Annotated in this window: 11 protein-coding genes; 6 read left to right on the forward strand and 5 right to left on the reverse strand. The window is 23.5% G+C overall.

Annotated elements, in window-relative coordinates; translation table 11 throughout:
- Positions 1-2 precede the first annotated feature (2 nt).
- Genes trpF through H0H35_RS01005 form a run of 5 tightly spaced genes read right to left on the reverse strand, consistent with a single transcriptional unit; the run spans position 3 to position 4393 of the window.
- Positions 3-614, reverse strand: coding sequence for a phosphoribosylanthranilate isomerase (gene trpF, locus H0H35_RS02855; RefSeq protein WP_238892358.1), 612 nt, complete (start codon positions 612-614; stop codon positions 3-5).
- Positions 568-1401: an indole-3-glycerol phosphate synthase TrpC gene (gene trpC / locus H0H35_RS00990; protein WP_185883094.1), complete on the reverse strand. Its 834-nt coding sequence runs from the start codon at positions 1399-1401 to the stop codon at positions 568-570. The genes trpF and trpC overlap by 47 nt, the downstream gene beginning before the upstream one ends.
- On the reverse strand, positions 1398-2399 hold the full coding sequence (gene trpD, locus H0H35_RS00995; RefSeq protein WP_185883095.1) for an anthranilate phosphoribosyltransferase: 1002 nt from the start codon (positions 2397-2399) through the stop codon (positions 1398-1400). Before trpD ends, trpC begins: the two co-directional genes overlap by 4 nt.
- Positions 2396-2977 carry an anthranilate synthase component II gene (locus tag H0H35_RS01000; RefSeq protein WP_185883096.1) on the reverse strand — a complete coding sequence of 194 codons (582 nt, stop codon included), beginning with the start codon at positions 2975-2977 and terminating at the stop codon, positions 2396-2398. Before H0H35_RS01000 ends, trpD begins: the two co-directional genes overlap by 4 nt.
- Before the next feature lie 6 nt (positions 2978-2983).
- Positions 2984-4393 (reverse strand): anthranilate synthase component I family protein, encoded by a 1410-nt coding sequence (locus H0H35_RS01005; protein WP_185883097.1) that lies wholly within the window; start codon positions 4391-4393, stop codon positions 2984-2986.
- A gap of 808 nt (positions 4394-5201) precedes the next feature.
- Here H0H35_RS01005 and H0H35_RS01010 point away from each other — a divergent pair.
- The 6 genes from H0H35_RS01010 (at position 5202) to H0H35_RS01035 (ending at position 11847) form a co-directional block, all read left to right on the forward strand.
- The gene (locus tag H0H35_RS01010) at positions 5202-5606 is read left to right on the forward strand and encodes a glycine cleavage system protein H (RefSeq protein WP_185883098.1); all 405 of its coding nucleotides are present in this window, start codon (positions 5202-5204) and stop codon (positions 5604-5606) included.
- 30 nt (positions 5607-5636) lie between these two features.
- Positions 5637-7874, forward strand: a complete 2238-nt coding sequence (locus tag H0H35_RS01015; RefSeq protein WP_185883099.1) for a heavy metal translocating P-type ATPase — start codon at positions 5637-5639, stop codon at positions 7872-7874.
- 11 nt (positions 7875-7885) lie between these two features.
- A complete protein-coding gene (ccoS, locus tag H0H35_RS01020) occupies positions 7886-8032 on the forward strand; it encodes a cbb3-type cytochrome oxidase assembly protein CcoS (RefSeq protein WP_185883100.1) in 147 nt (48 codons plus the stop codon).
- A gap of 27 nt (positions 8033-8059) precedes the next feature.
- The gene (gene ccoN / locus H0H35_RS01025) at positions 8060-10249 is read left to right on the forward strand and encodes a cytochrome-c oxidase, cbb3-type subunit I (RefSeq protein WP_185883180.1); all 2190 of its coding nucleotides are present in this window, start codon (positions 8060-8062) and stop codon (positions 10247-10249) included.
- Between the two features lie 202 nt (positions 10250-10451).
- Entirely contained in the window at positions 10452-11336 is an 885-nt protein-coding gene (locus tag H0H35_RS01030) for a cbb3-type cytochrome c oxidase N-terminal domain-containing protein (RefSeq protein ID WP_185883101.1), read from the forward strand.
- A gap of 52 nt (positions 11337-11388) precedes the next feature.
- Positions 11389-11847 carry a FixH family protein gene (locus H0H35_RS01035; protein WP_185883102.1) on the forward strand — a complete coding sequence of 153 codons (459 nt, stop codon included), beginning with the start codon at positions 11389-11391 and terminating at the stop codon, positions 11845-11847.
- Positions 11848-11853 lie beyond the last annotated feature (6 nt).

The following is an 11853-nucleotide window of genomic DNA, read 5'->3' on the forward strand; positions in this document are numbered from 1 at the left end:
TATCAATTTTTTATATTGTTTATAAAAATTTTTAAAATTTTTTCATTTTTATTACCTGGAAATATTTCAAATCGACTATTAACATCAATTCCAAATATTTTTGGATGGGAAATGCTTCTTATCTTTTCACAATCTTCTAATCCAATTCCTCCACTCAAAAAAAATGGAATTTCAAAATTATATTCCTCCAATTTTCTCCATTGAAATTGATGCCCACTTCCACCATTATTATCAAATAAAAAGTACGAACAGAAAGGAATATAATTTGAAATATTTTTAAAAGAAAAAGAATTATGAATTTTGAAACTTTTAATGATTTTTATGTTTTTTTGAAAAAATTTTTCACAAAAAGAATAGCTTACATTTCCATGTAATTGAATAAAATTTAGTTTCTGTTCGTTGTATATTTTCAATATATATTGTTCATTTTCATGAATAAAAACTCCTACTTTTGATATTTTATCCGATAATTTGGGAATATTAAAATTTTTTCCTACAAATCTAGGAGATTTAGGAGAGAACAAAAAACCCATAAAATCAGGAAATAAATTCGAAATTTTTTCTATGTTATATTTTACTCCGCAAACTTTTATTTTTAGTATTTTTGATTTCATTTTTTTTTTGCATTAAAAAAGTAATAAAATTTTGACAAAATACTCCTGGATCTTTTTTTTTCATAAAAAATTCTCCAATAAGAAATCCCTGAAATCCATTTTTTTCTAATGTGATAATGTCATATATACTATCAATACCACTTTCTGCTATTTTTATATAATGTTTAGGAATTTTTGAGCATAGTTTGAAACTACCATTTTTATCCACTTCAAAATTATTTAAATTCCTATTGTTTATACCTATCATATCTATATGATTCGTTATTTTTTCTATTTCATGTTCTTCATGAATCTCAAGAATTACTTCTAATCCGATTCTTTTTGCAAAATATGATAAATGTTCTATTTTTTTTTTTTCTAAAATTTTTGCAATTAGTAAAATAACATCAGATCCTATAGATTTTGATTCTAATATTTGATATTCATCAATAATAAAATCTTTTCTTAACAAAGGTATAGAAACTAATGAACGAGATCTTTTCATGTTTTCATCTTTTCCTAAAAAAAAATAGTAATCAGTCAGTACTGATATTCCACTTACACCTGCTTTCTCATAATTTTTAATAATATCATTTAAAGAAGCCTTATGATTAATTATTCCTCTAGAAGGTGATTTTAATTTAAATTCAGCAATCACTCCGTTTTCACTATTTTTTAAATTTTCTTTTAAAGAAAAAATTTTTCTTTCAAAAAAAGAAGATTTTTCTAATGTTTTGATAGGAAAAAGAATTTTTTTATTTTGAACTTCTTTCTTTTTGAAAGATATAATTCGATCTAGCAAATTCATTTATCTAATAATTTTTTCAAAACATTTTTAGCATTTCCACTTTTTAAAGAATATTTCGCTTTTTCATAATTAATTTCAAATGTTTTTTTATTAATTAAACTCAATGCAAATGTTGCATTGATTAATGCAACTTCATTTTGTGTGAAAGTCCCATTACCAGATAATATACTCATGAACATTCGTTTATTTTCTTCTATATTGTTTCCACATTTTAATTCATAAGGATTGATTCTTATTTTACTTTTGCTTATGGATAATAAGTTATTTAAAGAAATAAAACTTTCTCCGAATGAAGAATAATACTTGATTGCGCTTGTTAATGTTATTTCATCATAACCATCTAAACTATGAACAATAGCATAATTATTATTCATATTTTGATATATATAATAATATATTCTTGCTAATTCTAAATTATTTACTCCTAATAATTGATTTTTGGGAAAACCAGGATTTAATAAAGGACCAAGTGAATTAAAAATAGTTTTTATTCCTAATTTTTTTCTAATATTGGTTATCCTATCTAAAATAGGATGAAATAAAGGAGCATGTAAGTAACAAAAACCAAACTGATTTAATTGTCTTTTCAAAGTATCTTCTTTATTAGTAAATACATATCCTAATTCTTTCATAAGATCTGATGAACCCATTATAGATGAAGATCCATAATTTCCATGTTTGATTACTTTTACTCCTGTTCCAGCTACAATAAAACATGCTAAAGTGGAAATATTGAATGTATTTTTTCCATCTCCTCCTGTTCCTACAATGTCAACAGCATTAAATTCTTTTAAATCTATTTTAATAGATAATTGCATTATTGATTTTTTAAATCCTAATATTTCTTCTACAGTAGGATTTCTCATATTATATATAGAAATAATCGATGAAATTTGATATTCATTGATTTTTCCTTTGGATAATTCTGTAATTAATTTCTCAGATTCATATTTTGTTAAAGTTTTTCCCAAAAAAAGATATTCTAATATTTTATTCATAATTTTTTGATATTCAACCAATTTTCTATTATTTTTTCTCCATATGGAGTTAAAATAGATTCTGGATGAAATTGGACTCCACATACATCATATATTTTATGACGTAACGCCATAATTTCTCCTTTACTTCCAATAGCAGTAATTTGTAATTCTTTTGGAAAGTTCTTTTGAGATATCATCCAAGAATGATAACGACCGACCTTAATTTTTTTTGGTAATTTTCTAAATAAAATTTCCTTTGAATCAATAATTTTTATAAAACTAGTTATTCCATGATATACTTTTGTTGTATTCACCAATGTAGCTCCAAAAACTTCTCCTATAGCTTGTTGTCCCAAACAAACTCCAAATATACTTTTAGTATTAGCGAATGTTTGTATTAATGGTTTTAAAATATTTGCATCATTAGGAATTCCTGGTCCTGGTGATAATATGATTTTATCGTATTGATTCACTTCTGATAGTTCTATTTCATTATTTCTATAAACTTTTATACAATCTTGACTCATTTTTTTTACAACATGTACAAGATTATAAGTGAAAGAATCATAATTATCCAAAATTAAAATTTTGTTCATGATACCTTATATTTTTTGAGCTAAATCAATGGCTTGAAATAACGCCATTAGTTTATTATTTACTTCTTCTAATTCTTTTTTTTCCTTTGAGCTTGAAACGATTCCTGCTCCAGCTTGAAAAAAAAGCGTATTATTTTTACTAATAAAAGAACGTATTATAATAGCTGTATCAATAAAAGAATTATTTAGTCCAAAAAAACCAATTGCTCCACCATAAGCTCCTCTTTGTTGATTCTCTATTTTATCTATTAATTCCATTGCTTTATATTTTGGTGCTCCAGAAAGTGTTCCAGCTGGAAAAGTATCTCCAAATACTTTGACAATGGATTTATTATTTTCTAATTTTCCAGATACTTTAGAAACCATATGTAAGACATGAGAAAAAAACTGAATTTTTTTAAATTCTTCAATTTTTACATCAAAAGAATTTTTACTTAAATCATTTCTTGCTAAATCGACTAACATAACATGTTCTGCATTCTCTTTGGGATCTTTAATAAGATCATAATATAATTTGATGTTTTTTTTATGGTTATCACCTTTTTTTATAGTACCTGCAATTGGATTAATATAAGCAACTTGATCATGAATAATCAATTGTGATTCTGGAGAGGAACCAAATAACTTATATTCTCCATAATCAAAATAAAAAAGATATGGAGAAGGATTAATACATCTTAATGCTCTATATACATTAAACTCATCTCCTTTAAACTTTTGTTGAAATTGTCTAGATAACACAATTTGAAATACATCTCCCCGAAAACAAGCTTTGATACCTTGAGATACCATTTTTTTGTATTCTTCATCGGTCACATTAGATCGTTTTTCTTCAGTAGATTGAAAAGGAAAAACAAAAAATTTTTTTCTTTTAATTAAATCAATTAATTCATAAATGGAAGTTTTTTTTTCAATGTTATAAAATTGGTGTTCGACTAAATTCAGTTCATTATGAAGGTGATGAAAAATAATTAAATTTTTATAAAATCCAAATCGAATTTTCGGTATATTATGAATTTTTTGAATTGGAGCATCAAATCTAATATTCTCGAAATATGGAATACTATCATAAGATAAATACCCATATAATCCAGAAAAAGGAAAAGAAAAATCTTTATTTTTAAATTTTTTTAAAAAATTATCAATTATCTCTTGTATGTTTGATTTATTTTTTATGGAAATATGTTCTTGTACATTATTAGGATATGATATATTTAATACATTTTCATATAAAATAAATTCCGAAATGGGATTAATACATAAAATAGATAGATGATTTTTATCAATTTTACATTCATAAAATTCCATTAATAATGTATTCGGAAAAATGTCTCTTAACTTTAAATACAATTCTATTGGTGTTATGCTATCATTTAATATTTTTTTTTGAATAGTTTTAAAATGAAATTTCAACATGACTTATAGTATTTATTGCATAATAAAAAAAGGCTGTCTTAATGACAAGCCTTAGCAATATATTTTTTGTTCAAAAATTTTTATTCCTCAATTACTTTGAAACTAAATGAAAATATAACATCTATTCCATATCAAGTAATGACATTCATCCATTGCAAATATATCATTTTTTTTACATCTATATTTTATTTTTATGAAAAATAATATCACTATATAATAGGAACATATTTATTTTTTTATTTCCTACTTTTAAATTTTACAAAAAAAAATATCTATTAAATTGGTTCAATTTATCAAAAAATGATTCAATCCATATAAAGAAAAATTTAAATATTATCAAAAAATTTTGCAAAAAAAATAGAATATTTATATAAAACATGTTATAGAAAAAAATGTAATTTAATAAAAAATGAAATGATTCAATATATTAAATAATATGCATTATTTTTATAATCAAAATGAAAAAAATTCATTGGAAAAATAAATAACAAACTATTCTGGAATTAAACGTGTAATAAATTGAATAAGGGATATGACTATAAATAGGATCGATATCAGGAATGTTTTAGACATATAACATTTTATAAAAAATTTGTCTAATGATCATTCTAATGGATTTCAATATATAAAAAAAAATGAACTTTCATTTGAACTTTATCATGTAAAAAAATCATATTCAAAAAAATAGTTATGATTATTGAAAATATCACGGAATTTTTTTGTAGGATTTCATTATATTATTTCATATATACCAAATAAATTTATATAATAATTTTTTCACATTTATAACATAAAAAATACATAGCAAATGAAACCTAATGATTTGAAATTTAGTAAAAATCACGAATGGGTCGGATTAGAAAAACAAAAAACTTCAACAAATAATGAAATATTTGCTTATGTGGGAATTACTTTTTTTGCTCAAAAAGAATTAGGAGACATTATATATTTCGATATAGATTCTTCTATATTAAAACAGGAAAAAAAAAAAGGATATTCTTTTGGAACAGTAGAAGCGGTGAAAACAGTTTCGGATTTATTCATGCCAGTTACAGGTTTTGTGATTGAAATTAATCAATCATTGATATCTAAACCTGAATTGATTAATCAAAATCCATACAATTCTTGGATGATCAAAATAAAAATATCCAAAATATCAGAATACGATAATTTATTATCTTTCGATGAATATAAAAAATATATCAATTATTAATTAAACAAAACAATAACAAATCGAAATATAATGTGCAATAATAAAAATGAAATTTACAATATTTTTGATAGGAAAGATATTTTGGATAAAATTATTGATTTTCATCAGAAAAATATTACTAAAATTCATTTTTTCATTCCTTCTATCCATTGTATTTCTTGTGTGTTTATTTTAGAAAATTTACATCAAAAAAATAAACATATTTTCGAATCTATAGTAGATTTTTCGAGAAAAAAAATTTGGATCACATTCAATAATGATCATTTAAAATCAAGTGATTTAGCTAATATTCTAGATGAAATGGGTTTTAAACCTTCTATTAATTTTGGATTAATAGATAATAAAAAAGAAATCAAAGATGTCTTTTTTAAGAAAGAATTAGTTACCAAATTAGCTATATCTTTTTTTTGTTTCGGAAACATTATGCTGTTATCTATACCGGAATATGTTGGATCATTGAAAGATCCTTGGTATTTTCACCATCGTTATTTTTTCCGTTATTTAATGTTAATTCTAACCATTCCAATTATTTTATTTTCTTTATGGGATCACATCCGATATGCAATTATAGGGATCAAAAAATATATCATTAACATAGATATTCCTATTATTTTAGGATTATCTGTTTTATTCTCATGGAGTTGCTACGAAATATTTTTTGATTTAGGACCAGGTTATTTTGATAGTCTTTCTAGTTTTTCTTTATTCTTAATAATAAGTAAATTATTACAAATACATACAAATAATAATATTATTCAATTCGATAAAGATTACAAATCCTTTTATCCTATTTTAATTACAAAGATAGATGAAAAAAATGGGAAAGAAAAAAAAGTCATTCTTTCTTCTTTAAAAACGAATGATATTATTTTAATTAAAAATGAAGAAATTATTCCTACCGATTCTATATTAATGAAAGGGAAAGCGATAATGGACAATAGTTTCATTACAGGAGAATCTTATTTAGTTAGTAAAAAAATAGGAGATAGAATTTATGCTGGATCAAAGCAAAAAGGAGAAGCTATTTACTTACAAGTTATTAAAAATGTAGATCATAGTTATTTAAGTATTTTATGGAATAAAAATAAATGTCATAATAAAAAATATTTTTTTCAATCTTTATCTAATAGATTTAGCAAGTATTTTACTACCGTAGTATTATTGATTTCTACAATAACTGGATTATATTGGTATATCATGAACGATATACAAAAAATATTTCAAACTACATTTTCTGTTTTAATCATTACATGTCCATGTGCATTAGTACTTTCTACTCCAATGATATTTGGTAGTATAATACATATTTTTTCAACAAAAGGTTTTTATATTAAAGATATTTCAACAATGGAAAAAATTACCAAATTAAAAACATTAATTTTCGATAAAACAGGAACTTTAACGGATCCTCAAAAAGAAAAAATTTATTTTATAGGACGTTTAAATAAATATGAAAAAAAGATGATAGCGTCTTTGTTAAGAAATTCTATTCATCCATTAAGTAAAAAAATTTTATCTGAATTATCAATTCATCAATTCTATCCTATCAAAAACTTCAAAGAAGTAGAAGGAAAAGGATTAGAATGTATGATTAATAATATGTTAATCAAAATTGGTTCTCCAAAATATTTAAATTTAAAAAATAGAGAATTTAGTAATAATCAAACTACAGTTTCTATTTCTATAAATAAAAAATTTCTAGGTTATTTTCTCTTTCGAAATTATTATCGCAAAGGAATTACAAAAATATTTCAAAAATTAATAGGATATAAAATAATTATTTTATCTGGAGATAATAATGAATTAGAAAAAAAATATTTAAAATCTATTTTACCTCAATCAAGTGAAATATTATTTAATCAAAGTCCGGAAAAGAAAATGAAATATGTACAAACAATGCAGAAAAAAGGAAAAAATATCATAATGTTTGGAGATGGAATTAACGATTGTGCTGCATTAAATATAAGTGAAGTAGGTGTAGGTGTATCTGACAATACTTCGAATTTTTATCCTAACTGTGATGCTTTTATTAAGTCTAGTTGTTTAAATAAAATACACTTATTTTTGAAAGTATCAAGGATATCTTCAAAATTAGTCATCGCTAATTTTTTGATTAGTATATTTTATAATTTATTTGGAATTTCATTTGCTGTCACAGGAAATTTAAAACCTATTATTGCATCTATTTTAATGCCTTTAAGTTCTATTTCTGTTATATGTTTTTCTATTATATCTACTCGAATAATTTCAAGAATATTAACATTTTAATTTTGAACATAATGGATATAATAATAATTATGATCATATCAAGCATTTCTTTAGGCTCTATTTTTTTAGTATTATTTATAATAGGCATATATAATGGACAGTTTAATGATTATGAATCGCCGAAAATAAGAATTTTAATAGATGATGATATAGAATAAAATATAGAAAATGAATTATTCATCATGATGAAATTAAAAAAATATTATTACAATAATAAAATTGTTAAAGCATTTTTATATGCTACAATGTTTTGGGCTTTTATTAGTTTTTTAGCTGGATTAATTATAGCTATTCTTCTGTTTTCTCCTAAACTTCCTGAAATGATTTTTGGAAATAGATTAAAAGAAACTCAAGGTATGTTTGGATTTGGTCGTTGGAGAATGTTACATACAAATACGGCTATTTTTGCATTTGTAGGAAATATAATTTTTACAGGATATTATTATTCTTTACAACGTTTATTAAAAACTAGAATATTTAGCGACATTTTGAGTTGGATTCATTTTTGGGGATGGCAATTATTTATTGTATCCACTTGGATCACTTTTTTATTAGGAATCAATACAAGCAAAGAATATGCAGAACATGAATGGCCTATAGATATTGGCTTATTATTTATATGGATTATTTATGGAATCAATATGATAGGAAGTATTTTAAATAGAAAAATTAAACACTTATATGTCAGTATATGGTTTTTGTTAGGTACATGGGTTGCAGTAGCTATGTTACATATATTCAATAACCTTGAATTGCCTATATCTCTTTTTTCTTTTAAAAGTTACTCTATATATGCAGGTGTACAAGATGCTTTAATGCAATGGTGGTATGGACATAATGCTGTTGCTTTTATTCTAACTACTCCTATTCTTGGATTAATGTATTATTTTGTGCCAAAGGCATCAAATCAACCTATTTTTTCCTATAAACTATCTATTATTCATTTTTGGTCTTTAATTTTTATATATATTTGGGCTGGACCTCATCACTTAATGTATACATCGCTTCCTAATTGGGCTCAAATGTTAGGAACTATTTTTTCTATAATGTTAATAGCTCCTTCTTGGGGAGGTATGTTAAATGGATTATTAACGTTAAGAGGAGCTTGGAATCAAATGAAAAAGAATCCTACTTTAAAATTTTTTACAGTGGGAATTACTTGTTATGGAATGGCTACTTTTGAAGGTCCAATGTTAGCTACTAAAACTTTAAATTCTATTGCTCATTTTACTGATTGGGTCATAGCTCACGTTCATTTAGGAACTTTAGGTTGGAATGGTTTCATGGCTTTTGGTATCATTTATTGGATGACACAAAAAATATGGAATACCAAATTATATTCAAATTCATTGGCTAATACGCACTTTTGGTTAGGTGTAATCGGAATCATTTTATATATTTTTCCTATGTATTTTGGATCTGTAGTTCAATCAATCATGTGGAAAAAATTTAACCCAGATGGAACTTTGTCTTATAAAAATTTTTTAGATTCTGTTTTATCCATAATTATTTTTTACAAAATACGATTTGTAGGAGGGTTAATATATTTTACAGGATTCATTTTAATGATTTATAATATTTTAAAAACTATAAAAAATGGAAAATCAGTTGACAATGAAAAATTTAAATATGATATTTCATATAATTATACTGATAACGTTCATAAAAATTTTCATGATTGGCTAGAAAAAAAACCAATACAACTCACTATTTTAGCTTTTTTAGCTGTAGCAGTTGGAGGTTTTATAGAAATTATACCTACCATAGTTATCAAATCAAACGTCCCTACTATTCATAATATCAAACCTTATAAGGCACTTGAATTAGAAGGACGAGATTTATTTGTTAGAGAAGGATGTAATGGATGTCATAGTGCACAAGTTCGTCCATTTCGAGATGAAGTCGTTCGTTATGGAGAATATTCTAAAGCCGGAGAATTTGTATATGATCATCCTTTTCTTTGGGGTTCAAAAAGAACTGGTCCGGATTTAGCAAGAGAAGGTGGAAAAAATCCTAGTTCTTGGCATTATAATCATATGTTGAATCCTAGAAAAACATCTCCTGGATCAATTATGCCTAGATATCCTTGGTTAATTTATAACAAATTAGATAGATCGAATACAGAAAAAAAAATAAAGGCAATGATAAAATTAGGTGTTCCATATACTATGTCATATGTAAAAAATATTTATAAGGATATGGATCAACAAGCAAATAAAATAGTACATGAAATTTATAATGAATATCCTAAATTAAAAAAAGAAATAAATAAACAAAAAAAAGTAGAAAAAGAAAAATTTATTCCTTTAGAAAAAAGGGAAATTATAGCTTTGATATCTTATTTGCAACGTATAGGAACAGATATTAAATCTTAATTTAAACTAATATTTTGAAATAAAATGATAAGTTTTTTAAAAAATTATTTTAGAGAAGAAAAAAATATTGGAATATTTCAATCTATTATGCTAGTATCTTTTTTCTTATTTTTTATTATTATAATATGTTTTATACTTACAAAGAATAAAACATATTATAGAAAATTAAGCTCTATTCCTTTGGAAAAAGACAAACATAATCATGAGGTCTAAAATATCTTCTACTATTGTAATTTTTTCTTTTTTATCTGTTATAATATTTATGTTTTATGTATTCTTAAAAAGTTATAATCATGAATCTTATATCATTCATCCTATCACTATATTATTCTTCGTTATAGTAACAATATTATTATTCATATTAGAATCTATTAACAATTTAATTTTTAGAATTAAATTAAAATTTCTTTCTCAAGAAGAAAAAAAGAAAATTTTAGAAAAAAATGAAGGGAATTATTTATACAGTTTGTACAAATTTATATTTCATGATCCAAAAGAAATAAATAAGGGTGTTCAGAAAATCGATCATGGATTTGATGGTATATTAGAAATGGATAATGAATTACCACTTTGGTGGATCCATCTTTTTTATATAACTATTGTTTTTTCTGCTATTTATTTTTTTTCCTATTTACTCATAGATTTTTCTAATCCATATAAGGAATATGATAGATCCTATAAAAAACAATTAAGAGAAATAGAAATTTTTGAAAAAAATACTCCTCAAGCCTCTTTAGATAAAACTTTCTTTAAAAAAACATTAATTAATGATGGAAGGGTCCTTTTTAATGAAAATTGTGCTACCTGTCATCAATCAGATGGTAGTGGAAATATTGGTCCAAATCTAACAGATATTTATTGGATAAATCGAGTAGAAAAAGATTTATACAAAAATATATTTTCTATAATATGGAATGGAAGTGAAAAAAATCCATCTATGCGTCCTTTTGGAAAATCTGGAGAAATAAAAGGAAATGATATAGAAAAAATATCTAGTTATGTTTATTCTATAAATAGAAATAACAAAAAACCATTAAAACATAAAGAACCTCAGGGCAAAAAAATACTAGATTGGAATAATGTATAGAAGAAAATAGTTTGATTTTTTCATGAAAATTATTTATTAAATTATTTTAATTATGAAAATTAAATTTAATTGGGATATTGGAATTTTATTATCTTTATTCATATTTATAATATTCATTGTTTATATTGCTTTTTTTTTTCCAAATGTAGAAAGCCAATTAGTTTCTGATCAATATTATGAAGATGAAATTAAATATCAAGATATCATTAATGAAAAGAAAAATACATTAGAGCTTTCTCATCCAATCAAAATATTGATGAATTCTGATGGAATTCAAATATATTTTCCTCATTATAAAGGAAAAAAAATTGAGGGATTTGTTACCTTGTTTAGATATTCTTCTAAAAATCTAGACGTGAAAAAATATTTTGAAATATTCGATGATTCTGAAAAAAAATTATTTATACCAAAAAAATTATTAAAAATAGGATATTATAAGCTTATAATTAGATGGATTTCTGATAAAAACAAAAAATATTTTTTTGAAAAAGAATTATTCTGGAAATCATAATTCATC

The sequence above is a fragment of the Blattabacterium cuenoti genome (assembly GCF_014252435.1).
GTDB classification, from domain to species: domain Bacteria; phylum Bacteroidota; class Bacteroidia; order Flavobacteriales; family Blattabacteriaceae; genus Blattabacterium; species Blattabacterium cuenoti_X.

Bases quoted from the DNA above. Each gene is read 5' to 3' on its own strand.
- trpF (WP_238892358.1), bottom strand. From the start codon at position 614: ATGAAATCAAAAATACTAAAAATAAAAGTTTGCGGAGTAAAATATAAC.
- trpC (WP_185883094.1), bottom strand. From the start codon at position 1,401: ATGAATTTGCTAGATCGAATTATATCTTTCAAAAAGAAAGAAGTTCAA.
- trpD (WP_185883095.1), bottom strand. From the start codon at position 2,399: ATGAATAAAATATTAGAATATCTTTTTTTGGGAAAAACTTTAACAAAA.
- H0H35_RS01000 (WP_185883096.1), bottom strand. From the start codon at position 2,977: ATGAACAAAATTTTAATTTTGGATAATTATGATTCTTTCACTTATAAT.
- H0H35_RS01005 (WP_185883097.1), bottom strand. From the start codon at position 4,393: ATGTTGAAATTTCATTTTAAAACTATTCAAAAAAAAATATTAAATGAT.
- H0H35_RS01010 (WP_185883098.1), top strand. From the start codon at position 5,202: ATGAAACCTAATGATTTGAAATTTAGTAAAAATCACGAATGGGTCGGA.
- H0H35_RS01015 (WP_185883099.1), top strand. From the start codon at position 5,637: ATGTGCAATAATAAAAATGAAATTTACAATATTTTTGATAGGAAAGAT.
- ccoS (WP_185883100.1), top strand. From the start codon at position 7,886: ATGGATATAATAATAATTATGATCATATCAAGCATTTCTTTAGGCTCT.
- ccoN (WP_185883180.1), top strand. From the start codon at position 8,060: ATGAAATTAAAAAAATATTATTACAATAATAAAATTGTTAAAGCATTT.
- H0H35_RS01030 (WP_185883101.1), top strand. From the start codon at position 10,452: ATGAGGTCTAAAATATCTTCTACTATTGTAATTTTTTCTTTTTTATCT.
- H0H35_RS01035 (WP_185883102.1), top strand. From the start codon at position 11,389: ATGAAAATTAAATTTAATTGGGATATTGGAATTTTATTATCTTTATTC.